24 protein-coding genes and 3 tRNA genes are annotated in these 23,543 nt (G+C 36.8%); 17 read left to right on the top strand and 10 right to left on the bottom strand.

Annotated elements, in window-relative coordinates:
- The first annotated feature begins 36 nt into the window (after positions 1-36).
- The 8 genes from trxA to QW060_RS14685 all read left to right on the top strand — a co-directional run bounded on the left by trxA (position 37) and on the right by QW060_RS14685 (position 4,445).
- Positions 37-354, top strand: a complete 318-nt coding sequence (gene trxA / locus QW060_RS14720) for a thioredoxin (RefSeq protein WP_290364222.1) — start codon at positions 37-39, stop codon at positions 352-354.
- 136 nt (positions 355-490) lie between these two features.
- Entirely contained in the window at positions 491-1,381 is an 891-nt protein-coding gene (locus QW060_RS14715) for a PstS family phosphate ABC transporter substrate-binding protein (protein WP_290364221.1), read from the top strand.
- On the top strand, positions 1,371-2,249 hold the full coding sequence (gene pstC, locus QW060_RS14710; RefSeq protein ID WP_290364220.1) for a phosphate ABC transporter permease subunit PstC: 879 nt from the start codon (positions 1,371-1,373) through the stop codon (positions 2,247-2,249). The genes QW060_RS14715 and pstC overlap by 11 nt, the downstream gene beginning before the upstream one ends.
- Before the next feature lie 5 nt (positions 2,250-2,254).
- On the top strand, positions 2,255-3,109 hold the full coding sequence (gene pstA, locus QW060_RS14705) for a phosphate ABC transporter permease PstA (protein ID WP_290364219.1): 855 nt from the start codon (positions 2,255-2,257) through the stop codon (positions 3,107-3,109).
- A gap of 1 nt (position 3,110) precedes the next feature.
- Positions 3,111-3,866, top strand: a complete 756-nt coding sequence (gene pstB / locus QW060_RS14700) for a phosphate ABC transporter ATP-binding protein PstB (RefSeq protein ID WP_290364218.1) — start codon at positions 3,111-3,113, stop codon at positions 3,864-3,866.
- 214 nt (positions 3,867-4,080) lie between these two features.
- Positions 4,081-4,157: transfer RNA gene (locus QW060_RS14695), tRNA-Asp, on the top strand.
- A gap of 70 nt (positions 4,158-4,227) precedes the next feature.
- A tRNA-Asp gene (locus QW060_RS14690) sits at positions 4,228-4,304 on the top strand.
- A gap of 67 nt (positions 4,305-4,371) precedes the next feature.
- A tRNA-Asp gene (locus QW060_RS14685) sits at positions 4,372-4,445 on the top strand.
- 161 nt (positions 4,446-4,606) lie between these two features.
- Here QW060_RS14685 and QW060_RS14680 read toward each other — a convergent pair.
- Positions 4,607-6,088 (bottom strand): catalase, encoded by a 1,482-nt coding sequence (locus QW060_RS14680; RefSeq protein ID WP_290364217.1) that lies wholly within the window; start codon positions 6,086-6,088, stop codon positions 4,607-4,609.
- A 126-nt stretch (positions 6,089-6,214) separates the two neighbouring features.
- Positions 6,215-6,715 (bottom strand): DUF456 domain-containing protein, encoded by a 501-nt coding sequence (locus tag QW060_RS14675; RefSeq protein ID WP_290364216.1) that lies wholly within the window; start codon positions 6,713-6,715, stop codon positions 6,215-6,217.
- Between the two features lie 45 nt (positions 6,716-6,760).
- Here QW060_RS14675 and QW060_RS14670 point away from each other — a divergent pair, with 45 nt between their 5' ends.
- A complete protein-coding gene (locus tag QW060_RS14670; protein ID WP_290364215.1) occupies positions 6,761-7,234 on the top strand; it encodes a hypothetical protein in 474 nt (157 codons plus the stop codon).
- Here QW060_RS14670 and QW060_RS14665 read toward each other — a convergent pair.
- Positions 7,214-8,167 carry a hypothetical protein gene (locus tag QW060_RS14665; protein WP_290364214.1) on the bottom strand — a complete coding sequence of 318 codons (954 nt, stop codon included), beginning with the start codon at positions 8,165-8,167 and terminating at the stop codon, positions 7,214-7,216. The two genes, QW060_RS14670 and QW060_RS14665, sit on opposite strands and share 21 nt — an antisense overlap.
- A 53-nt stretch (positions 8,168-8,220) precedes the next feature.
- Between QW060_RS14665 and ruvC the strand changes: the two genes are divergently transcribed.
- From ruvC to QW060_RS14635, 6 genes are read left to right on the top strand one after another with little or no spacing between them, the layout of a single operon-like run.
- Positions 8,221-8,772, top strand: coding sequence for a crossover junction endodeoxyribonuclease RuvC (gene ruvC, locus QW060_RS14660; protein WP_290364213.1), 552 nt, complete (start codon positions 8,221-8,223; stop codon positions 8,770-8,772).
- Entirely contained in the window at positions 8,773-9,900 is a 1,128-nt protein-coding gene (gene hemW, locus QW060_RS14655; RefSeq protein ID WP_290364212.1) for a radical SAM family heme chaperone HemW, read from the top strand. It abuts the gene before it with no gap.
- Positions 9,901-9,923: 23 nt separating this feature from the next.
- Entirely contained in the window at positions 9,924-10,691 is a 768-nt protein-coding gene (locus QW060_RS14650) for a cyclase family protein (protein ID WP_290364211.1), read from the top strand.
- A 2-nt stretch (positions 10,692-10,693) separates the two neighbouring features.
- Positions 10,694-11,053 (top strand): DUF4260 domain-containing protein, encoded by a 360-nt coding sequence (locus QW060_RS14645; RefSeq protein ID WP_290364210.1) that lies wholly within the window; start codon positions 10,694-10,696, stop codon positions 11,051-11,053.
- Complete coding sequence (locus QW060_RS14640) at positions 11,050-11,406, top strand: MmcQ/YjbR family DNA-binding protein (RefSeq protein ID WP_290364209.1); 357 nt, start codon at positions 11,050-11,052, stop codon at positions 11,404-11,406. Before QW060_RS14645 ends, QW060_RS14640 begins: the two co-directional genes overlap by 4 nt.
- A gap of 59 nt (positions 11,407-11,465) precedes the next feature.
- Positions 11,466-12,212 carry a PH domain-containing protein gene (locus QW060_RS14635; RefSeq protein ID WP_290364208.1) on the top strand — a complete coding sequence of 249 codons (747 nt, stop codon included), beginning with the start codon at positions 11,466-11,468 and terminating at the stop codon, positions 12,210-12,212.
- Positions 12,213-12,219: 7 nt separating this feature from the next.
- Here the strand turns inward: QW060_RS14635 and pncA are convergent, their stop codons facing one another.
- The gene (pncA, locus tag QW060_RS14630) at positions 12,220-12,840 is read right to left on the bottom strand and encodes a bifunctional nicotinamidase/pyrazinamidase (protein WP_290364207.1); all 621 of its coding nucleotides are present in this window, start codon (positions 12,838-12,840) and stop codon (positions 12,220-12,222) included.
- Positions 12,841-12,988: 148 nt separating this feature from the next.
- Here pncA and QW060_RS14625 point away from each other — a divergent pair, with 148 nt between their 5' ends.
- Positions 12,989-14,587, top strand: coding sequence for a class I SAM-dependent methyltransferase (locus QW060_RS14625; protein ID WP_290364206.1), 1,599 nt, complete (start codon positions 12,989-12,991; stop codon positions 14,585-14,587).
- 31 nt (positions 14,588-14,618) lie between these two features.
- On the opposite strand, the gene QW060_RS14620 is transcribed toward QW060_RS14625, so the two are convergent.
- From QW060_RS14620 to QW060_RS14595, 6 genes are all read right to left on the bottom strand, one after another.
- The gene (locus QW060_RS14620) at positions 14,619-16,658 is read right to left on the bottom strand and encodes a dipeptidyl-peptidase 3 family protein (protein ID WP_290364205.1); all 2,040 of its coding nucleotides are present in this window, start codon (positions 16,656-16,658) and stop codon (positions 14,619-14,621) included.
- Positions 16,659-16,716: 58 nt separating this feature from the next.
- Positions 16,717-17,268, bottom strand: a complete 552-nt coding sequence (locus QW060_RS14615; RefSeq protein WP_290364204.1) for a hypothetical protein — start codon at positions 17,266-17,268, stop codon at positions 16,717-16,719.
- 29 nt (positions 17,269-17,297) lie between these two features.
- A complete protein-coding gene (locus QW060_RS14610) occupies positions 17,298-17,702 on the bottom strand; it encodes a hypothetical protein (RefSeq protein WP_290364203.1) in 405 nt (134 codons plus the stop codon).
- A 48-nt stretch (positions 17,703-17,750) separates the two neighbouring features.
- Positions 17,751-18,833 (bottom strand): endonuclease/exonuclease/phosphatase family protein, encoded by a 1,083-nt coding sequence (locus QW060_RS14605; RefSeq protein WP_290364202.1) that lies wholly within the window; start codon positions 18,831-18,833, stop codon positions 17,751-17,753.
- Positions 18,834-18,897: 64 nt separating this feature from the next.
- Positions 18,898-19,611 (bottom strand): pseudouridine synthase, encoded by a 714-nt coding sequence (locus QW060_RS14600; protein WP_290364201.1) that lies wholly within the window; start codon positions 19,609-19,611, stop codon positions 18,898-18,900.
- Between the two features lie 64 nt (positions 19,612-19,675).
- Complete coding sequence (locus tag QW060_RS14595) at positions 19,676-20,281, bottom strand: superoxide dismutase (RefSeq protein ID WP_290364200.1); 606 nt, start codon at positions 20,279-20,281, stop codon at positions 19,676-19,678.
- A gap of 110 nt (positions 20,282-20,391) precedes the next feature.
- Here QW060_RS14595 and QW060_RS14590 point away from each other — a divergent pair, with 110 nt between their 5' ends.
- The gene (locus QW060_RS14590) at positions 20,392-23,541 is read left to right on the top strand and encodes a UvrD-helicase domain-containing protein (RefSeq protein ID WP_290364776.1); all 3,150 of its coding nucleotides are present in this window, start codon (positions 20,392-20,394) and stop codon (positions 23,539-23,541) included.
- Positions 23,542-23,543: the final 2 nt, after the last annotated feature.

Here is a 23,543-nt window from a genome sequence, read left to right as displayed (position 1 = left end):
ACATTTGTTATAATAGGAAAATAAAAATTAAAAGATATGGCATTAGAAATAACAGATGCTACATTTGAAGATGTAGTATTGAAATCAGACAAACCGGTTATCGTAGATTTTTGGGCAGAATGGTGTGGTCCATGTAAAATGTTAGGTCCGGTTATTGAAGAATTAAGCGGTGACTTTGCTGGTAAAGTAGTTGTAGGTAAAGTAGATGTTGATGCAAATCAGGATTTTGCTTCTAAATACGGTGTACGTAACATTCCTACAGTATTAATATTCCAGAACGGAGAAGTAGTAGGTCGCCAGGTAGGTGTTGCTCCTAAACAAACATATGTTGATGCAGTAAGTTCATTGCTATAATATATTTGTTAAAAATAAATACATGAAAGCAGGCTTTTTAGCCTGCTTTTTTTGTGGAATTAACCGTTTGATGTTTTTAAAGAAACTATTTCTTAATACGGGAAGGGTATTTTTGTTTTAATTTAAATAATGCATCATGTTGCGGAATTTTACAATTCTTATTCTGGTTTCTGTTACCATCATGATTTCCTGTTTTTCGAATGAAAGTAAATATGTAGCTATTAAAGTACGCGGTTCAGATTCGGAAGTAAACCTCGTTCAGGCAATTGCTGAAAGTTTTATGGATCAGGATAGTTTGGTTTCAGTTGGTGTAACCGGTGGGGGTTCTGGAGCAGGAATCGCTGCCCTGATCAATGGAAAAACAGATTTGGCAAATTCTTCAAGAGAAATTACGGATGAAGAGTTGTTTTATGCCAGACAGAGAGGGGTAGAACCTTATGCTATTATTTTTGCACAGGATGCTTTGGCAATTGTGGTAAATGAGAATAATGGAGTTGACAGTCTTACATTAAATCAGTTAAGCGATATCTACAGAGGCGCTGTGAAAAACTGGAAAGAGTTAGGCGGAAACGATCAGAAAATTACACTCTACGGCAGACAAAGCAGTTCCGGCACTTATATCTATTTCAGAGAAAATATCGTAAAGAACGAGTATGATTTATCCATGATTGGGATGAGCGGTACTGCTCAGATAGTTGATGCTATCAAAGATGATAAAAATGGTATTGGCTATGTAAGTTCAGGCTATATCAATGAAAAGGTAATGGAAAGACTCAAAGTTATCAGCATAAAAAAAGATGCCCATTCCGTTGCTTATTCGCCTTTAGATAAAGAAAAAATTATTTCAGGAGTTTATCCGATTACACGTCCTTTAATACAGTATACCAACAAAAAACCTCAGGGTAAACTACTGGAATTTGTACTGTATCAGTTTTCAGAAGTGGGAACTTCAATTATTCAGGAGAGCGGATTTTATCCGGTAGATACTCGATTAATCACCGCTAAACTGAGAAATAATGAATCATAGAGTTTTGGCTGACTGGATTATGAAGCGCTTGTTTACATTGACAGGCTATTTTACCATATTAATATTGATAGGTATTCTTTATTTGCTTTTTTCAAATGCTATAAAAGCGTTTTCCCATATTCCCTTTTCCTCTTTTTTTGATTTGCACTGGAATCCTTCTGCACATGGCGAACCATTGTACGGAGTTTTTCAGCTTCTGTGGAGCTCATTATTGGTAACATTAGGGTCTATGTTGATTGCAGTTCCTCTTGGAATAGGCGTTGCAGCCTATTTATCAGAAATAGCGTCTCCAAAAGTAAGAAAGGCAATCCGGCCGCTTATTGAAATTCTTGCGGGAATTCCGTCTGTAACGATAGGATTCATCGGGATTGTACTCATCGGTCCTTTTATTGCCGATGTCTTTCATCTGAGTAACGGATTTAATGCGCTTAATGGTTCTATATTATTGGCTTTTATGGCTCTTCCAACAATTATTAGTGTTTCGGAAGACGCCTTGCGTTCAGTTCCTCCGTCTTTCAGAGAAGCTTCTTATGCATTGGGTGCCAATAAATGGTTAACGCTTATAAAAGTTGTCATTCCTGCAGCAGGTTCGGGAATTGTTGCAGCCTGTATTCTCGGTTTCGGGCGTGCAATAGGAGAAACAATGACGGTGTTGATGGTTACCGGAAATGCTACAGCTATGCCCCATAGTTTTTTCGATCCGGTAAGAACATTGACTGCAGCTATTGCTATAGAGCTCGGAGAAGTTCCTTATAACTCACCTCATTACTATGGACTCTTTGTATTGGGTATTATCCTTTTCTTTATTAGTCTGGGGGTTAATTTTCTGTCAGAATGGATAGCTTCAAAACTAAGATATAAAATATAATGAGTGTGATTTCTAAAAACATAGCTTCTTTTATTGGTCTCCGTTTTCTGGGACTGTGTACTATAGTGGTGCTGGCATTTATATTGTTGGTTCTTATTGATATTATATGGAAAGGGGCAGGAACACTTAGTTGGGACTTTATATTCACTGTACCGCGCAAAGGAATGACTGAAGGGGGTATTTACCCGGCTTTAGTAGGAACAACAATGGTTACTGTAATAACGGCTAAATTTAGTATTCCTGTTGGAGTTGCTACAGCGGTTTATCTCAATGAGTATGCTTCGGATAATATGTTTACCAAAATATTGAGGGCATCAATCCGTAATTTAGCAGGAGTTCCGTCCATCATTTATGGTTTATTCGGAGTGGCACTTTTTGTGGAAGCATTGCGATTGGGGAATTCGGTTGTTTCATCGGGTCTCACATTAGGTTTAATGACATTGCCTTATATCATCACTGCTACAGAAGAAGCTTTGCGATCTGTACCCCATTCTCACAGAGAAGGAGCTTTAGCGTTGGGAGCAACTAAATGGGAAGCGATCAAAACAATTATTCTTCCTTCTGCGATAGCAGGTATAACAACAGGTGCTATACTTGGAGTCTCAAGAGCGGCAGGAGAAACAGCACCCATATTATTTACAGGGGTAACTTTTTACCTGAGATTTCCGCCGGATACGCTTGACAGTGAATTTATGGCATTGCCTTATCACCTGTATATATTGTCAACCCAGCATCATGCGATAGAGCAGGTAAGGCCTCTGGCCTACGGAACTGCTTTAGTTCTTATACTTCTTATTGTCGTTTTAAATATTATCGCATTTATCATTCGAAATAAATATGCAAAAGAATTGGTGAAATAGTATGGAGAATAAAATAGAAATAAAAGATATAAAGCTCAGCTTTGGAACCAAAGAGGTTTTAAAGGGAGTAACAATGCAGATTCCCAAAAATTCAGTAGTGGCGCTAATCGGACCTTCTGGCTGTGGGAAATCTACTCTGTTGCGTTCTATTAACAGAATGCACGATCTGAATCCGGATGTGAAAATTACAGGAGATATTTTGCTGGACGGAGAGAGTATTTTGCAGTCCAAAAAGGATCCGACTGAGATAAGAAGAAAAGTGGGTATGGTTTTTCAACGTCCCAATCCGTTTCCCAAATCCATTTATAACAATATCGCTTACGGTTTAAAAATTAATGAGTTAGATAAGAAAGTAGATGTGAAACAGGCAGTACAAAGTGCATTGGAAGACTGTTACCTGTGGGATGAACTCGGAGATAATCTCAAGCGCAGTGCATTGGAAATGTCCGGAGGACAGCAGCAGAGACTCTGCATAGCCCGTGCAATAGCAATCAATCCTGAAGTCATTTTGATGGACGAACCATGTTCTGCTTTGGACCCTATCAGTACTGCGAAAATTGAAGAATTAATTTTACGGTTAAAAAAAGACTATACCATTATCATTGTCACGCACAATATGCAGCAGGCAATCAGAACAGCAGATTATACCGGCTTTATGTATCTGGGTGAACTGGTAGAATACGGCACCACGCAGCAGATATTTGAAAACCCGAAAGAAGAGTTGACAAAAAGATATGTAGAAGGTAATTTTGGTTAACATAACCAGTTGTGTAGTTGGAAAGTCAGAAGCATCATTTTGTTGTTTTTGGCTTTTTTTGTTGTAGGAAGGGAAAAACAGCAAAAAAAAGTTTAAATTTAAACGATTGATAACGAGTGTTTTTTTAGATCAATTGAAAAAAAATGCGATTTAGGATAAATAAATGTTTGGATATAATAAAAAGCATTGTATATTTGCACCGCTATAACGCACTGGTTTGGTAGTTCAGTTGGTTAGAATACATGCCTGTCACGCATGGGGTCGCGGGTTCGAGTCCCGTCCAGACCGCCAGAAAGCGAAAGCTTAAATTAGGGTTTACATCGTGTAAACTTTTTCTTTGAAATATTCATTTTGAATCTTTGGTTTGGTAGTTCAGTTGGTTAGAATACATGCCTGTCACGCATGGGGTCGCGGGTTCGAGTCCCGTCCAGACCGCCAGAGATGAAAATAGCCCTTCGGTTACGAGGGGCTTTTTTGCCCTTTTATAATTGGGGTTCAATATGTTGGTTTGGTAGTTCAGTTGGTTAGAATACATGCCTGTCACGCATGGGGTCGCGGGTTCGAGTCCCGTCCAGACCGCGAGATTCGCGAGAATTAAAAATTAGTTGTGTTGTTTAGGTACATTTATGTACCTGGTTTAGTAGTTAGACCAATGAAAAGCTTTCCTTATGGAGGGCTTTTTGATTTCAATACCTTTGCTAAATAAAAAAAAGCGGCTGTTTATACAGCCGCTTTTTTTATTACATAAATTCGCTTATATCAATATGAAGTCCTTTTGCAATGCCTATTCCCAATCTTGGAGATACCCGGAACCAATGGCAGAGCTGACGCATGATTATCTGTTCTTTTTGGTCTCCTTCAATACCACTCATAGCATTTACGATATTATTTATCGTATTCTGTTTCGCTTCTTCATCCATTACTTTTTCAAAAAGAATTCCAGGTTGTGTATAATGATCGTCATCATTTTCATTTCTGTCAAAGTAAGCTACTGTTGTATCTTCCAGTTCATAAGGTATTCCTTTTGATGCCACTGATTCATGATTTCCGTCAAAAGAATTTGGGAAATAATTAGATGCTGCTCCGCCGTTTTCATTAAATTTCATGGCTCCGTCTCTGTGATAGTTATTAGTCATAAACGGACACGCATTTACAGGTAAATCCTGATAGTTGGAACCTATTCGGTAACGTTGGGCATCCGGATAAGAAAAAATGCGTCCCTGAAGCATTTTATCAGGTGAAAAACCAATTCCATCTACAACATTTGAAGGAGAAAAAGCGGCCTGTTCAACATCTCTGAAATAATTGTCCGGAATTTTATTCAGTTCAAAATAGCCTACTTCGATAAGAGGATATTCTTTTTGTGGCCATACTTTGGTAACATCAAACGGATTCCATTGAAAGTTTCGGGCTTGTTCTTCTGTCATGGTTTGTATATAAGTAGTCCATCTCGGGAAATTACTCTTATCAATAGCTTCCACTAGGTCCCTTTGAGAATAGTCAGGATCGATACCTCTCATTTTGTCTGCTGTAACGCCGTCAAAATTTTTAATTCCCTGATTACTTTTATGGTGAAACTTTACATATACGCGTTCATTATTACTATTTACCATAGAAAAAGTATGAGAGCCAAATCCATGCATATGACGATATCCGTCCGGCGTTCCTCTGTCTGACATCAGTATAAGAACCTGATGCAGTGATTCAGGGTTTAAAGACCAGAAGTCCCACATCATAGTAGCAGATTTGCAGTGTGTGCGAGGGTCTCTCTTTTGGGTATGAATAAAATCAGGAAATTTTTTTGCATCTTTAATAAAAAATACCGGAGTGTTATTACCTACTAAATCCCAATTGCCATCTTCGGTATAAAACTTTATTGCAAATCCACGCGGATCTCTCTCGGTATCTGCTGATCCCTGCTCTCCGCCAACAGTGGAGAAACGAATAAAAATCGGGGTTTCTTTTCCTATTTCTGAAAATATCTTTGCGCGTGTATAAGCTGTTATGTCATGTGTTACTACAAATTTACCGAAAGCACCAGTTCCTTTCGCATGTACAACACGTTCGGGAATACGTTCGCGGTTAAATTGAGCGAGTTTTTCATGGAGAAAGAAATCCTGTAATAGTACGGGACCTCGTCTGCCGACTGTCTGTGAGTTTTCATACTGTTGTTTTCCAATCGGAGCTCCCGAATTGGAAGTAATGTTGGCATTTTTTGACATATCTATCTTTTTTAAAGTTGTGGTATCATTTTTATACCTACAAAAGTAATAGTCAAAAACAATTGTTTTTAGTTAATACAATAGAATGTTTCTATTGTATAATAAGCAAAGTGATGTGACGATTGCTTAAAACCATATATCACGATGCATCCATACGATACGGATAAAAATTCCGAGGAAAATCATACACACCATAAACTTGCTGAACGTTGAAATAAGGAAACCAATCAATGAACCTGTAGCTGCTTTTACAGCTCTTTGGACGTTTTTGGAATCAAAAATAAGCTCACCGATAAGTGCCCCTGCAAAAGGACCTATGATAAAACCTCCGGGAATAGGAGCGAAAATACCTACAACCAATCCGATGTTAGTTCCCCAGATGCCATATTTACTGCCTCCGAAGCGTTTGGTTCCCTGGGCGGGAATTATATAATCGAGAATTACCATGAGCAGAGTGACGATTAGCGTACTGCCCAAAATCCAATAATTAAAATCAATACCCGTTGTGCAATACAGGCAAAAAAGCCCGAACCATGAAATAGGAGGTCCAGGCAAAACCGGTAAAAAACTACCGATAATCCCCATAAGGATTAAAACAAAACTGATTACCAATAAAATATATTCCATCTGTTTTTTTTTGTATTTTTGAGTATTAAAAATACTATTTATTTCATGAAGAATTACTTTTTATTACTTATTGTATTTTTATCGATAACTTCCTGCCAAAAAGCAAAAAAAGAGCTGCCTGATGCACAGGAATTATTGCGTAAAGAATTGCATACAATAGACTGGACAAAAGTAGATTCTTATCCCACGTTTGAAGCCTGTGACTCACTAAAAGATACGGAAGAAAATAAAAAGTGCTTTTTTGAAAAACTTTTTACAGAACTGACACTGCAGTTAAAAAATGATTCCCTTCTACAGACCTTACCTATAAAAGAAATTGATACTTTAAACATATTGGTAACTGTTTATCCGGATGCGCATATAAAGTTTTCTTTGAGTAAAAAAGATTCATTACCTCTAAATACAGAAATTGATCGGATCTTACAGGCAAAAGAGAGTACGTTTAAGGGAATACATCCGGCTACAAAAAGAGGCGTTCCCGTAAAAACACAATTTGTATTACCCGTTTTCCTGAAATAATTTTTTAGGCTGTATCAGCAATACAAAAATGCTGCCGATGCTTATCGGAATTACTAAGTTGAGTATCCAGATCAGAGTTGCTACAATCGTAACGACCCATTCATCTACGCCGAAAAAACCAAACAAATAAATAGCAACACTACCCTTCAGCGCGAAATCAAGTGCCTGAAAGTTGGGAAGTGAAGAAGCCAGTAAATATACTGCGGCCACAACGGCTATTAATGTAAAATAGGAAATCTCTACACCAAAGAAATGGTATAGTAAAACGTATTGGTGCAGAAGTACAAGATACCTTAGCAGAGCCAATGTAATATTTTTTAAATGCTTTTTCTGTGGGATTTTTTTTATGTTTTGCAGTAGTAACTCCAGTGAATAGGTTTTAATCGTTACTTTTCTGAGGGCAAAAAATAATACGAAAAGTAATAAGATAACTCCGAAGAGTATTACGGACGTATATGCGGGTAGAAAACCGTGCAGGCTATTGATATAAAAAACGCCTGCCAGACCAAAAGATACGGCATAAAGAACCTGAATCCCATTACAGATCATATTCAATAAAATGATTTTTCCTGTTTCGTCTTTTTTATAGAACAACGCTTTTCCTACATATTCTCCAATTCCATTGGGAGTAAAGATGCCTAATGTTATGGCGCTTAAGACCTGTTGTGTAGATTCCCAAACGGATGTGCTGCGTACTGTCTGTGCCAGGTTTTGCCATTTCAAAATTTCTATAAAGCGATTGAGAAAAGTGAGCACGAGCAGAAAAAACAGATACCAGTAGCCCTTTTTCTGAGCGATGCTCTGTGAAATAATATCCCAGTTAAATTCTTTTTCAGAAAGCTGACTTTTGATAAAATAAAATGCCAGTCCTACTACTAATAATTTTGTTATTAGTAGTAAGAATTGCTTAATTTTGGGAGATATAAATTTCATAACGCAAAGAAATTGATTTTTTCGATAACAGCGCGTTAATCAAAAGTAAAACATTGGCCACAGAAAAAATCATTTTAGGCATTGATCCCGGAACCACTATAATGGGATTTGGGCTTATTAAAGTTGTAAAAAACCAAATGGAATTTTTACAGCTCAATGAGTTACAATTGTCTAAATATGACGATCATTACAAACGCCTTCGTCTTATTTTTGAACGGACCATTGAATTAATCGATACCCATCATCCGGATGAAATCGCTATTGAGGCTCCTTTTTTCGGTAAAAACGTGCAGTCGATGTTGAAGCTTGGTCGTGCTCAGGGAGTTGCGATGGCTGCCGGATTGTCAAGAGATATTCCCATTACGGAATACGAGCCTAAAAAGATTAAGATGGCTATTACCGGAAATGGAAATGCGAGCAAAGAGCAGGTTGCCAAAATGCTTCAACAACTTTTAGGACTGAAGGAACTGCCGAAAAACCTTGATTCTACGGATGGCCTGGCAGCAGCTGTCTGTCACTTTTTTAATGCCGGAAAAGCTGAAAAGGGAAAATCATATACCGGATGGGCTGCTTTTGTGAATCAAAATAAAGAAAGGGTAAAATAAATGTCCGGTATTTATATACATATTCCGTTCTGTAAACAGGCTTGTCATTATTGTGATTTTCATTTTTCTACTTCATTAAAGAAAAAAGAGGAAATCTTGGATGCCATTTTGCAGGAAATAGTGCTTAGAAAAGCCGATTGGCAGGAAGAGCCAGTAGAAACCATCTATTTTGGCGGAGGTACTCCGAGTATTTTAAGCAATAGCGAAATCGAAACCATACTTCAGTCAATATATGAAAACTTTTCAGTAGTAAATACTCCCGAAATTACCCTTGAAGCCAATCCGGATGATCTGACAAAAGAGCGCATCATAGCATTGGCTCAAACCAAAATCAACCGGTTGAGTGTGGGAGTACAATCTTTTTTTGAAGAAGACCTACAACTTATGAACCGTGCGCACAATGCAGATGAAGCATGGCAGTCATTGGAAACAGCCCGCACGTATTTTGATAATATTTCCATTGATCTGATTTATGGCATTCCCGGAATGAGTATGGATAAGTGGCAGCAAAATATAGAGAAAGCCCTAACTCTGGGTGTTCCGCATATCTCCAGCTATGCATTGACAGTTGAGCCCAAAACGGCTTTGGCAAGCTTGATTGCTAAAGGAACGATTCCGATGCCTGATGATGGAGAAGCACATGAACATTTTCTGCAGTTAATGCAGCTATTAAAGCAAAACGGATATGTGCATTATGAGTTGTCTAATTTTGGAAAGCCGGGCTATTTTTCTCAAAATAATACAGCATACTGGATGGGAAAGAAGTACATGGGAATCGGTCCATCTGCACATAGTTTTGATGGTGTTAACCGTTCATGGAATATCTCCAATAATACACTTTATCTAAACAAAATACAGTCAGGAATACTCCCTTCAGAAAAAGAACTGTTATCGCTCAATGATCGGTATAATGAATATATAATGACGGGACTGCGAACCATGTGGGGAGTTTCACTTCAGAAAGTTCAAAATGATTTCGGGGAAAAATATCTGACTTATCTGCTCAAAAACGCTCAAAAATATATACAGTCTTTACAATTGGTCATTGAAAACAATGTTCTGAAAACCACTGCTGAAGGAAAATTTTTCGGAGATGGTATTGCCAGCGAATTGTTTATGGTTGATTGAGAGATTTTTTGTAAGTTTAAAATATGAAAGCACTCATAAACCATCAGGATCAGGAATACCAAATCGATTTGTCGCAACCCATAGATATCTCTTTGTCTTTGCAGAATAGTCCGGATAATCCGATTGCCTGGTATTTATCACAACCTGAAATAGAACCGGTACAGATGGGAGATTTTGTCGGAAGCGTCGTTTCGGGCAAGTCATCTACCAATTTTAATAATATTCTTTTTAATCCGCATGCTCACGGTACTCATACAGAGTGTTTGGGGCATATTACACAGGATTTTTATTCGGTCAATCAGACCTTAAAACAGTTTTTCTTTTCAGCAGAACTCATTTCTATTGAACCGGAACAGTGGGAAAATGATTATATCATTACCAAAGCACAAGTACAAAAACTATTGGCTCATAAATTGCCGGAAGCATTGGTCATTCGTACATTACCGAATCTGGAAGAAAAGAAATCAAAAAATTATTCTCATACCAATCCTCCGTATCTGTCTGAGTCTGCTGCACACTATATCAGAGAATGTGGAGTTCAACATTTGCTTATCGATCTGCCCAGTGTAGATAAGGAGCAGGATCAAGGAAAATTATTAGCACACAAAGCCTTCTGGAATGTGAAGGACGTGAAACAACTAAATGCTGATGCACGGCTGAATGCGACTATTACCGAAATGGTTTTTGTGAAAACATCAGTTCCGGACGGTAGTTACTTACTAAATTTACAGATGGCTTCCTTTGAGAATGACGCATCGCCGAGTAAACCTGTTTTATACGCAATTTTATAAAAATGAAAAAGATCATTCAGATTGAAGAGCTTGGTTTATTCCTCTTTGGAATATACCTGTTTGCTTTGCTGCCTTTTGCCTGGTGGTGGTTTCCGTTATTACTTCTGATACCGGATTTTTCAATGTTGGGCTATCTTTTAGGAAATAGGGCAGGAGCCGCCGCATATAATGTTTTTCACCACAGGGCTGTTGCTTTAAGTCTGTATATGATTGGAATATATATCGGAAATTCTTATCTGCAGCTGGCGGGAGTAATTATCTTCAGTCATGCATCTATGGATCGGATATTCGGTTACGGACTAAAATATGAACAAGGATTTAAATTTACCCATTTGGGAAAAATAGGAAAGGAGGAACAATGAATATAACTGATTTTTATGATTACTGTTTAGCACTCAAAGGCGTTACCGAACATTTTCCCTTTGATGAAGATATACTTGTTTTCAAGGTAGGAGGCAAGATGTTTGTTTTATCTTCCCTGTCGGAGTGGGAGAAAGAAAAGGCCTCTGTAAATGTAAAATGTGATCCCGAAGAAGCTATAGAGCTACGTGAAAGGTATCAGGGTGTAACTCCCGGATATCATATGAGCAAAAAACACTGGAACACTGTATTCTTTCATCAGGATGTTCCGGATAGAGAAGTTCTTGATATGATACGGAACTCTTACGAATTGGTTTTTGCAAGTCTTCCTAAAAAAGTAAGAGAACAGATTTAACGATAAATTAAGTCTGAGCATTGCTCTTTTTGTTATTTTTGAATTGAAAATTAATAAGAATGTTAGATAATTTTAAAAAGATATTAAACGAAGATCAGGATCCTAAAGCCGTAGAGAAAATCTCAGAAAAACTACAGGATATCCTGATGCGAAATGAAGAGGTAGGTTATATAGCGGTTCAGAAAAAACCAGCTATAACGGTTTTCCCGGATAGCATTATTATGACCAATAAGCGGATTATTATTTTTAAACCGAAGAATTTAGGATTATCTATGGATATAACCGATTATGATTGGGACGATATCGTAATCCCTTTTGTAAAAGAAAATATCTTAGGAGCTGAATTTTCATTTATGACTAAAAATGATCTGACGCTAACAATAGATTACCTGCCCAAAAATCAGGCTAAAAAACTCTATACTTTTGCTAAAGAACAATTAGATGACCGCAAAAACGTACTGGCAAAATCAATTGAAAGTATTGCAGAAGAAGTACGCACTGAAGAACCAGTTCTGGCAGAAGAAATAGAAGCAATAGAAGTTGTGGAAACAGAGGAGGTAAACAGTTTTGCTGAAATTGTACCGCGTGAGATACAACCAGCTATTGAAAGTGCTGAAGTTATTGCAGAGTTACAGGAAATTGTAGAAGAAAACAAAAACACAGAAAAACAGGAGAAAACACTGGCAGATTTTACAAAAGAAGAGCTTTTTGAAAAATTACAGAGTTATAAAAAACTGTTGGATAACGGTCTTATTCTTCAGGGCGAATATGATGCGCTAAAAAACGAAGTTCTCAAACATATATAACAACCGGCTAAAGAGCCGGTTTTTTTATAGCTTCACTTGTCGTGAAGATAACACCTTCTTCTGCCAGCATCTTTTTCTGCACCATAAAATGATCTTTATTAATAGCTTTTGTAGCATCCTCAACAAAATAAGTAGTATAGCCTAAGGAGAGTGCATCTTTTGCTGTGAAATGCACACAAAAATCAGCTGCCAGCCCACAGATGAAAACACGGGTTATTCCCATTTCTTTCAGATAGCCGTTGAGTCCTGTTGTATTTCTTTTATCATTGTCATAAAAGCCACTGTAGCTGTCAACTTCAGGGTTCATCCCTTTTCTGAAAACAGCACATATTTTTTCCTGGTGTAAAGCGGAAGATAGGGCAGCACCATGCGAGTTTTGCAGGCAGTGGTCTGGCCAGAGAGTTTGTTGTTGTCCGTTTAGTACGATTTCATCAAACGCCTTTTTATGCTCATGGTTAGAAGCAAAACTCTTATGTTGGGGCGGATGCCAGTCTTGTGTTGCAACAATAATATCAAAATAGTGTTGCAGTTCATTTATTACCGGGATGATCAGATCACCATCGGCTACTGCCAGACTTCCATTAGGTAAGAAATCATTCTGAAGGTCAACAATTAATAGGGCTTTCATCTTATTTAAGTTATTTTTAAGACACGTCTTTCCTCTAAATTTATTAAAAAAAATAATCTTTGCAAAGTAAAACACAATCATGTATCAGTAACCGCTACTGAGATTATGTACTGTTCATAATTATAAATGATTTAAAACAATTCCATCCATGGATAAAAAACAATTAAGAAGTACCATCTTTCAACATCTTGACGGATTGGTTACAGCTCCTGTCGTGGCGACTTTGCACGACAAAAACATTCTGAATGAATTTCTGGAAAAAGCTTCTTTTACATTAGATGAAGCTACTGAAAAGTTTAACGCGAATAAAGGCTATCTTAATGTAGCTTTTCGCGTATTGGCTTCACAGGGATTTATTAATTATTCGGTTGATAATAAGAATAACAAGGTAACGCTTTCGTGTAATGATAAGACGGCTTATTTTTTACAATACGCTTATCTGTACAGGGAAGTAAATGATTTTCTACGGTATACAATGGATTTTCATCCGCGTAATTTTGAAAAAGAACCCTTTGATAAATTGGCCGTACTGTTTGAAAAACATCAGCATCATTTTGGTATTACATTCTCTGACAATAAACAGGAAAGAAATATTCAATCCCAAATATTAAAGCATATTGAAGGACATCTTGTAGGGCCAACGATTGTGCGTTTAGGAATGAACGGCATGTTTCATAAATATTTTATGGAAACTTCATTCAAAGCAGAAGAGTTTCATAAAGAACCTGCTTGTTTCGAAAAGATACTGGATTTCTTAACCGGTTTGCAATGGTTTACAAAGAATAAAGACAATTACCAGTTTACGGAAACGGGATTGTTTTTTGCAAGAAGAGCAGCTTCTTACGGAGTAACAGTTTCTTATTTACCGATGTTTGCCAAGATGGAAGATCTGTTGTTCGGAGCAGCAGAAAAGATTCGTGAAACAGGTGTTGATGAAGATGAAATACATGTAGACCGTGCTATGAATGTTTGGGGCAGCGGTGGTGCTCATGCTACTTATTTTAAGGTAATAGATGATTTCATCATAGAAATATTTAATCAGCCTTTGGAAAATCAGCCCAAAGGAGTTTTAGATATGGGATGTGGTAATGGGGCTTTTCTACAGCATCTTTTTGAAACAATCGAAAGACGTACCCTGAGAGGGAAACACCTCGATGAGTATCCTTTGTTTCTGGTAGGTGCAGATTACAATCAGGCAGCCCTGAAAATAACAAGAGCCAACTTAATCAATAATGATATATGGGCAAAAGTAATTTGGGGTGATATTGGGGATCCTGAACGGTTGTCTGCAGATCTGAGAGAGAATTACAACATTGACCTGAATGATTTGCTGAACATCCGCACATTTCTGGATCACAACCGCATCTGGGAACAGCCTGCGCATATAAATCCGGATCGCGTCAGTACTTCTACAGGAGCATTTGCTTACAGAGGAAATTATCTGACCAACAATGAAGTAGAGGAAAATCTGTTGGAGCATATGAAGAAATGGCAACCTTATATCAAAAAATTCGGATTGCTTGTCATAGAACTTCATACTATTTCACCGGATATTACTTCTCAAAATCTCGGTTTGACACCAGCTACTGCTTATGATGCTACGCATGGGTTTTCGGATCAGTATATCGTGGAAGTAGATGTGTTTCATAAAATATGTAAAGAGGCAGGATTGGAACCTGATGAGAAATTGTTCCGAAAATTTCCTGATTCACAACTTGCAACCGTAAGCATTAATTTACTCAGATAATAAAAAAATCCACTCATTTGAGTGGATTTTTTTAATTCTCTAAAGGTAGAAAATTATAGTTTTTAGAATAATAAAGCATTTGCTCTGTAAAAGTCTTAGGGTAAGTAACTACAATATCAGTTATTTCACCTTTAGCATCTTTTATAGCAACAAGTACAGGATTTACAAAGCCTCTGTAAGGAGCGATGTTGAATTTTTTGTTTCTTTCCAATACTTCTTTATGTAATTGCTGATCTACTTTTACACCATAGTTTTCTACAAGATTTTTACCGGCCTCATAATCTCCTTCCGATTTGATGCGTTGTGTTTCGCGTAAAAGATCTCCGAATAAAACGTGTAGTTTTTCATAATCGTTGATTTTGAAATAGGTTTTACCGTCACGTACAATTTTTTCAATAACATTTTCAGCTTTTCCTTTTTCAAATACCCATGCACTGACCCACTGACGGTTTCGCATATGAGCTTCTTCAATATTTTTTCCAGGTTCAATTCGTACCAGTTGCGTCATTAATCCGTTGCGGATATAATCATTGTAGGCTGCTTTTCCAAGACTTTTCCAGTCATCTACCAGTCCCAGTTCCTGAATTTTAGGATTGTATAAGTAATATAAAGCTACTAAATCAGCTCTACCTTCTTCTAATGTAGAAGCATAACTTTTTAAGGTTTCTTTAGGAGTGCCAATACCTTTATTGATCTGACCAGATGCATGGCCTACAACTTCATGCAAAGCGGTGTGTAATTTATCTCCAAGTTCGCTGTAGCGTTCTGCCAGTTGTACTTCTTCTTCATCAAAAGCGAACTCTTTTAGCTTTTCACTTCCACCACTTTTGTTATAGGCTTCGATAATATTTCCTAATGAAATAGATTTAGATCCGTGTTCGGCTCTGATCCAGTCAGCATTTGGTAAGTTTACACCTATTGGCGTAGCCGGAGAAGTATCACCGGATTCTGCTGCTACAATTACCGTTTTATAAGAAATACCTACAACGTTCTTTTTCTTGTGCTCCGGTACTAAAGGAGAGTTATCTTCAAACCATTGGGCATTTTTAGAAATGACTTCCATTTTTGCAGACATATCAAAATCTTTGATTTGAACCGTACTTTCATAGGAAGCCTTGTGTCCAAGCGGATCATTATATACCTCAATAAATCCGTTGATATAGTCGATATTTCCTTCTGTCGCTTTTAGCCAGGCAATATTATAATCATCCCATGTTTTTAAATCACCTGTTTTATAATATTTGATCAGTAAGCGCAACGCATCTGCCTGAGGTTCATTTTCTGCTACTTCAACCGCTTTTTCCAGCCAAAAAACAATTTTGTCAATAGCAGATCCGTACATACCGCCGCTTTTCCATATTTTCTCTTCCAGTTTACCCGATTCGGTTTTGACAAGTTTAGAGTTCAGACCAAATGATAAAGGACGTTCTGAATCCGGATTTTTCATAGCGTTATAAAAATCCTCTACATCTTTTGCGAGGATGTTTTTACCGTAGAAATTAACTGCAGATCCTTTGACTAAACCTTTCGACTCATCAAGGTTTACTTTTTTGTCATCTACTGCATTGAAAAGAATTTCTACAATACTGCCGTCAAGATTGGTTTTAGTGTCTTTTAACAGCTGCTGGAAATAGGATTGTGAAAACCCCGGTTTTATTTTGTCATTGGAATAATGATGGTGAATTCCGTTTGAAAACCATACTCTTTTTAAGTAGATTTCAAATTTTTTCCAGTCTTCGTCATTTTTATCCCCTGTATAATGGGTATATATGTTTTCAAGTGCTGCCCGAATTTTAAGATTGAACTTATAGTTTTGATCCCAGTAGATATCTCTACCAGAATATCCGGCTTCTGCTAAATAATAAACGAGTTTTTTTTCTTTTAGCGTAAGTTTGTCCCAGCCCGGGATGTCATATTTGAGAACTTCAATGTCAGCAAATTTATCACCTTCAAACTGTACCTGTTTCAAGCTGTCAATCATAGCTGTTTCAGAAGACATATTTTCTTTTTTATTACAAGATGTCAATAGAGCCAACACAATAGCTACACCTGCAATCGTATGTTTTTTCATTGCTTTGCTGTTTTGGATTTATAACAAATATAATAATATATTTGAGAAGAAGTCAGTATCAGAAACTGCCGATGAGATTGATGAGGTTTTTTTTACCAAGAATGCCTTCTTGAAAATAGGAGATAAGCTCTTGTTCTGAGGCTACTATTTGGTTGTCGTGTTCCTGCTGAAAGAAAGCTTTTACAAGCGTTTTGTTTTTTAACTGTAATGTTATAACATTTTTGGTTCCAATGGAAAGTCTCGGACCAAAAATCTTACAGCGTTGATGTTTATATTTATAATCGCTGTTAGTGATAGAGATATTTTCTATATCCTTAATAAGATATGTTTTGTCATCACATATAATCCGGTCTTTTTCAAGAGTCAGTAAACCTTTGAAAACTCCTTTTCTGAAATCAACAGTTTTATCATTGACAAACCATTGTAAAAAGAGCATCATCCAACTTGCTGTGCATACCAGTAGAACAATTAGCTTTAATCCGCTTTTTACAGGAGGATTTATAAAGCAAAATAGCGCAAAACAAGATGTTAAAACGGATAATGATAAAAGGTAGATATCTTTTGGGAAACGATGCTTTTCTATCGGATGGAATATGCGGTATGAAGCCATAGTATAGAGCGCAGAAACCTGTAATATTCTTATTTCTGAGGCAGTATGTTTTTGAGAAATTCACTCATCTGATCGAATAGGTCTTTTGGAGAGTTGTAAAAAATATGAAAATTACTGATTCCTGAAAGAACCGGCGAAATTGTAGCACTTTCATTCTGCAGATAAACAATAGGTTTGCGTTTTGCTTTTGCATACCCGGCTTCAATACAGGAAGTTACATTTAAATGAGAGCATTCTAAAATTAAAAAATTGCAGGTATCGATTTCCTGCAAAGCTTTATGCATCAATTCAGACTCCTGACCCTCTTCCAACGGATTTTTATCAACAAAAATATGCTGCTCTACATTTGCGCTTCCCAAAGCCATTCCTAAAGCAATTATTTCTTTGTTTAGTTTTTTTCTTCCGGTGTAATCAATAGATATGTATGCTTTCATAAATTTAGTGTAAATCCATACAAATATAAAACAATTATAAGATTAGACCTATTCCGTTGCAATTGCTTCTCTGTTGCTTTCCTCTTTTTTTCCTTCTGATATCATTTCATCTACTTCCTCCATTTCTTCCTGTTCAAGATGTTCTATCTGTTCTTCCTGATCATCGTTTCTTTTGTCAATAAAAAATCTGCAATATAAAGGTAAATGGTCTGACCCGAAATTTTCTTTTGCTGCGATCTCTTCTACAAAGATATCTGTTGTATGAAACATTTGGTCTATTGGAAAGCGTAACACCCAATATCGGGCGTGAAAGGTAGAAATCAGTCCCCGACCGATTCTCGGATCAATCATGTGCGATGCTTTTCTGAAGAGTATAGAAGATTTTGCCCATGCCACATTGTTAAAGTCTCCTACAACAACACTTGTCTTTTGCTGTTTTCTTACCTTTTTGGCTACAGCCAGTAACTCTCCGTCCCGTTCTTTAGAATTGTCTTCTTCAGTTGGACTCGGTGGTGGTGGATGTACCCCAAAAAACACAAATTCGAATCCGTCTTTTGTTTTCAGTGTTGCTTCAATACTGGGTATATCGTCTGCGATAAAATAGTGTTCTTTACAGGCTGTAATTTCTATACGGGAATACAGATGCATACCATACGTATTTTCTAATCCAATCTCATGGAAATAAGGATAATCTTTTTTGAAAACCTGTAAGGCATCTTCCCACTTTTTATCGGATTCCATCGTTAAGATAATATCCGGATTTTCTTTTTGTACAAAATCAATAAAGCGCTGATATTCTGTGTTGAACTGATATACATTTGCGGAAACAAGAGATATGCTTCGCGAAGAACGCTCTGTTTTTTCCAGCTTTTCAATTTTGTATAGCGGAGTGTATTTATAAAGCAATGAAATTTCATAAATCATACAACCCAGCAATCCAGCCTGTATTATATAAAATAAATTAGACGGAGTAACTAAAAACCATGAAGTAATGAATAATATGGTTTGTATGACGAGTATCTGAACTTTTCCAAAGTCAAAAATCCGAAAAGTCCAGTGTTGATTCTGTATTAGAGGAATAAGACTGGCAAAAATAGAGAGACAGGATAAAATGTAATAGAAGGTATTCATAAAAGGAGTAGCTTTTTGTAAGTGAATATGCTATTAATAATAGAGTATTTTAGTTAAGTAGCCGTTAATTTTTATCAGAACATATTACTGGAATTTCCTTACCGAAAGCCAATATTTCATAAGCGCGCCGGAATTCAGTTTGCGGATTTGCAATAAGCGTTATTCTTTCTTCTGTAACAGGATGAGTAAATACCATCTTATGCGCATGTAACAGCATGGTGTTCATTTCAAATTTTTCAAGCCATATTTTATTCTGTTTATTGCATCCATGAGGCCGGTCTCCAATGATCGGATGGAAGATATGTGCCAGATGTTTACGGATCTGATGCATTCTGCCTGTTATTGGAGCAGCTTCAATAAAGGAATATCTGGAGGAGCTGTGTTTTCCCGATGGTATATTTATCTCTGCTCTGTCGAGTGTTCTGATTCGGGTTTGTGCCTCTTGCAGTACACCATTGTCTTTGTATAAAGGATAATCAATAAAAAGTTCATCGGGTGTATACCCTCTGATAATGGCATGATAGATTTTTTCAACAGTTTTAAGTGTCAGCTGTTCTGTGAGACTTTTGTTGATTTCTTTATCGAATGCAAAAAGCAAAACTCCTGATGTTTTCCGATCGATCCGGTGTACAGGATATACCTTTTTTAACAACTGATCCCTTAGTAACTGAATGGCAAACTCATCTGCGTCACGGGCAATAGGTGATTGATGTACCAACAGGCCATGCGGTTTATTAATGGCTACTAAATAATCGTCCTGATAAATAATTTCTAACATACAAGCATAAAAAAATCGCTTAAAAGTAAGCGATTTTTTTATAATGACTCAAAATGTCTTTAAATTATTTAGCAGCTTCAAATTTTTCAGCTACTTTATTCCAGTTTACCACATTAAAGAATGCGTTGATGTAGTCTGGACGACGATTTTGATAGTGCAGGTAATAAGCATGTTCCCATACATCTAAACCTAATATCGGAGTTCCGGAAATACCTACATTCGGCATCAACGGATTGTCCTGATTTGGTGTACCACCTACTTCTAATTTTCCATCTTTAACAACTAACCATGCCCATCCTGAACCAAATTGAGTAGCTGCTGCTTTTGAAAACGTATCTTTAAATGCTTCAAATGATCCGAAAGCTGCATTGATTGCTTCAGCAAGAGCTCCTTTAGGTTCCCCTCCTGCATTAGGTGCAAGAATTTCCCAAAATAGGTTGTGATTGTAATAACCGCCACCGTTGTTACGTACCGGTTTGTTATTCAAATCTAAATTGGTTAAAATATCTTCAATTGATTTTCCTTCCAAAGCAGTACCTTCAATAGCTGCATTTAAATTTGTCGTATATGCATTGTGATGTTTTGTATGATGGATTTCCATTGTACGAGCATCGATATGCGGCTCTAAAGCGTCATATGCGTATGGTAATTTTGGTAACTCAAATGCCATAATTTTTTATTTATAAGATTAGTATTATTTTTATTCAAATTTAGTAATATTTGTTAACTTAAAAAAGTTATGTTGCCGTAAATAAAGTTAACACAATTGTAAAAAACATCATTTTGGATAAAACATCTTTCTCTATATATAATGCTTCAGCAGGTTCCGGAAAAACGTATACCCTTGTAAAGGAATATCTGAAAATTTTATTTCTGGCTCCGACAGATGATGCATATAAGAAGATTCTGGCCATTACTTTTACCAATAAAGCGGTTAATGAGATGAAAAGCAGAGTAGTAAGCAGTCTTTATGCTTTCAGCTTGCCGGAAGTGACACAGAAGACGGCCTCTCTTATGCAGGAAATCGCTCAGGAAACAGGGCAAAATGTAGCGTTAATCAGAGAGAAATCAAAAAGGATTATTAAGAATATCATTCATAATTACGCTGCTTTTGATATATCTACAATTGATAAATTTACACATAAGGTAATCCGTTCATTTGCTCATGATTTAAATCTTCCGGTCTCTTTTGATGTTTCTTTAGAAACAGAGGCTTTATTGCAGGAAGCTGTGGATGCTATTATCGCTAAAGCGGGCTCTGATAAAGAACTTACAAAATTATTGCTCGAGTTTGCTTTGGAAAAAGCAGATAATGATAAAAGCTGGGACATAACCAAAGAACTGTTGGAAGTGGGAAGTTTACTGCTGAATGAGAATAACAGAAACGAATTAAAATCTTTTCAGGAAAAATCATTGCCTGATTTTATTGCCCTGAGAAAAAAGGTAAAGGAACAAAAAGAAAAAACACATGCTGAAATTCTGCATCTCGCACAGGAAATAATGACGCTGATTCAGCAAAATCAAATAGAGCTGAAATCTTTTAGCGGACAGTATTTTCCAAAGCACATTCAGTCTATCCTTGAAGACCGTTTCTCTACTACTTCTAAAAAATACATCAATCCCGAAGATATTAAAATAAATAAAACAGCCATTGACGGACCTGTAATCACCAGTCTTATTCCTTATTTTTTAGAAAAGACCAACGCTATCTATGCTCTGTATGGTAAATTTTATTTTTATGAAGCCTTCTTGAAAAATCTTACCCCTCTGTCTTTGCTGAATTCGATCAATCTTGAATTGAACCGTATTCAGGAAGAGCAAAATGTTCTTTCGATAGCTCAGTTTAATGCTATAATCAATAAAGAAATACAAAACCAGCCGGCTCCTTTTATCTATGAGCGCTTAGGGGAAAAATACAGGCATTTTTTTATAGACGAGTTTCAGGATACATCAGAAATGCAGTGGCAGAATCTTATTCCGTTAATTGATAATGCCCTGTCCGGACAGGATGATTACGGAGCGAAAGGCAGTCTAATGATTGTAGGGGATCCAAAACAGTCGATCTACAGGTGGCGCGGTGGAAAAGCAGAGCAGTTTATTGCGTTGAGTAAGGATGAAAATCCGTTTTCAAATCCGTCAAAAGATACCCGCAATTTAGAAACGAACTACAGAAGTTATTCCGAAGTCATTACCTTTAACAATCGATTTTTTAAACAGATGGCGCATAATTTCTCAAACTCTGATTACCATCTGTTATATGATACAGGAAGTTACCAGCATATCAATCCCAAATCAGGAGGATACGTTCAGATTACCCTCTTAGAAAAAAATACTGACGAAGCTGAGCTGTCTGAGCTGACCAAACAGCAACAGTATTTAGATGAAACCTTACGGGTAATAGATGCAGTAAGAGCGCAAGGGTTTGAATATGCTGATATCGTGATTCTTACCAGACGCAGATCCGAAGGGGTATTACTGGCAAATTTTCTGACAGAGCAGAATATTCCTATTATATCTTCTGAAACACTTTTGATTAATAATGCAACAGAAGTAAGAGTGCTGTTAAATGTACTCCGATATCTCAAAAACGACAGGGATAAGGAAGCTAAAGCCCAGTTTTTATATTTCGCAGCCAGATATAAGCAACAGGATCTGCCTGTTCATGATTTCATTGCAGCCGGAATTTCTATTGAGAATGAAATTATGTTTCAGAATTGGCTTTCCACAAATGGGATAAAGATAGACTTTTCATTTGCGCGTAAAAATTCTCTTTATGCCGCAACGGAGTATATAGTTGACAGCCTGATTAAAGAGAAAAAAACACTTTCGTATGTCCAGTATTTTATGGACCTTGTATTGGAGCGTACGGTAAAATATCAGAGCAGTATTACTGATTTTCTGACATATTGGGATTCTAATTTTCAGAAATTGAGCATCCCTTCTCCTGAAAATATCAATGCGGTACAGTTGATGACCATCCATAAATCAAAAGGATTAGAATTTCCTGTAGTAATTTTTCCGTTTGCAGAAGAAGATTACTCAAGATCAAAAGATAAGATATGGATTGATTTCGAAGAAGGAGAGACTCTTGGTATTCCTAAAGCTTTGATCGATTTAAAAAATGATGTACGGGAATACGGACTTAAGGCACAGGAGCTGTTTGATGTAAAAAAACAGGAACAGATGCTCGATAATATCAATGTATTGTATGTAGCACTGACGCGTGCTGAAGAGCAGTTATATGTGATTTCATATAAAAACATTAATAAAAGCGGATTGCCGAATAATCTTTCGTCACAATTTATACGTTTTTTGATGGACGAAGAAATGTATGATGAACAGCAAACGGTCTTTTCATTTGGAGAGCAGTCAAGAGTTTCTGTCAAAGATGATGACCAATTCAGAAAAAAACCGGTTATGATTACAGCCGTGGAAGAAGGTATTACAACTGATATGATTAAGATTGCAGAACGGGAGGCTATTATGTGGGATTCTCAGGCACAAAAAGCGATTGAATTCGGAAATTTAGTCCATGAGCTTATGGCTGCTGTACGCTACAAAAGCGATATTGATGAAGTTGTTGAGAATGCACTTAGTTTAGGCTTTCTGACAAAAGACAAAGAAATTCCCATACGTGAAATGATGGAAAAAATTGTAAATCATCCGGAATTGCAGGATTTTTATAATGAAAAAGCTGTTGTATATTCAGAAAGAACAATCTTAAAAAACAATTATAAAAATATAAAGCCCGACAGGGTAACAGTGCTGGGTAAAAAAGCCTATCTGTTGGATTATAAAACCGGAAATGAGCAGGAAAAGTATATTAAACAAGTCAATGAATATGCTATGGCTTTAGAGGAAATGGGGTATGATGTGTCTAAAAAAGTATTACTTTATTTACAGGATGATTTAAAAATAATACATTTGTAAAC

This window comes from Paenimyroides ceti, assembly GCF_030409925.1.
Note: the sequence above shows the minus strand (reverse complement) of the source record. Positions and strands in the feature narration are given on the sequence as shown.

Bases quoted from the DNA above. Each gene is read 5' to 3' on its own strand.
- trxA (WP_290364222.1), top strand. From the start codon at position 37: ATGGCATTAGAAATAACAGATGCTACATTTGAAGATGTAGTATTGAAA.
- QW060_RS14715 (WP_290364221.1), top strand. From the start codon at position 491: ATGTTGCGGAATTTTACAATTCTTATTCTGGTTTCTGTTACCATCATG.
- pstC (WP_290364220.1), top strand. From the start codon at position 1,371: ATGAATCATAGAGTTTTGGCTGACTGGATTATGAAGCGCTTGTTTACA.
- pstB (WP_290364218.1), top strand. From the start codon at position 3,111: ATGGAGAATAAAATAGAAATAAAAGATATAAAGCTCAGCTTTGGAACC.
- QW060_RS14680 (WP_290364217.1), bottom strand. From the start codon at position 6,088: ATGTCAAAAAATGCCAACATTACTTCCAATTCGGGAGCTCCGATTGGA.
- QW060_RS14675 (WP_290364216.1), bottom strand. From the start codon at position 6,715: ATGGAATATATTTTATTGGTAATCAGTTTTGTTTTAATCCTTATGGGG.
- QW060_RS14670 (WP_290364215.1), top strand. From the start codon at position 6,761: ATGAAGAATTACTTTTTATTACTTATTGTATTTTTATCGATAACTTCC.
- QW060_RS14665 (WP_290364214.1), bottom strand. From the start codon at position 8,167: ATGAAATTTATATCTCCCAAAATTAAGCAATTCTTACTACTAATAACA.
- hemW (WP_290364212.1), top strand. From the start codon at position 8,773: ATGTCCGGTATTTATATACATATTCCGTTCTGTAAACAGGCTTGTCAT.
- QW060_RS14650 (WP_290364211.1), top strand. From the start codon at position 9,924: ATGAAAGCACTCATAAACCATCAGGATCAGGAATACCAAATCGATTTG.
- QW060_RS14645 (WP_290364210.1), top strand. From the start codon at position 10,694: ATGAAAAAGATCATTCAGATTGAAGAGCTTGGTTTATTCCTCTTTGGA.
- QW060_RS14640 (WP_290364209.1), top strand. From the start codon at position 11,050: ATGAATATAACTGATTTTTATGATTACTGTTTAGCACTCAAAGGCGTT.
- QW060_RS14635 (WP_290364208.1), top strand. From the start codon at position 11,466: ATGTTAGATAATTTTAAAAAGATATTAAACGAAGATCAGGATCCTAAA.
- pncA (WP_290364207.1), bottom strand. From the start codon at position 12,840: ATGAAAGCCCTATTAATTGTTGACCTTCAGAATGATTTCTTACCTAAT.
- QW060_RS14625 (WP_290364206.1), top strand. From the start codon at position 12,989: ATGGATAAAAAACAATTAAGAAGTACCATCTTTCAACATCTTGACGGA.
- QW060_RS14620 (WP_290364205.1), bottom strand. From the start codon at position 16,658: ATGAAAAAACATACGATTGCAGGTGTAGCTATTGTGTTGGCTCTATTG.
- QW060_RS14615 (WP_290364204.1), bottom strand. From the start codon at position 17,268: ATGGCTTCATACCGCATATTCCATCCGATAGAAAAGCATCGTTTCCCA.
- QW060_RS14610 (WP_290364203.1), bottom strand. From the start codon at position 17,702: ATGAAAGCATACATATCTATTGATTACACCGGAAGAAAAAAACTAAAC.
- QW060_RS14605 (WP_290364202.1), bottom strand. From the start codon at position 18,833: ATGAATACCTTCTATTACATTTTATCCTGTCTCTCTATTTTTGCCAGT.
- QW060_RS14600 (WP_290364201.1), bottom strand. From the start codon at position 19,611: ATGTTAGAAATTATTTATCAGGACGATTATTTAGTAGCCATTAATAAA.
- QW060_RS14595 (WP_290364200.1), bottom strand. From the start codon at position 20,281: ATGGCATTTGAGTTACCAAAATTACCATACGCATATGACGCTTTAGAG.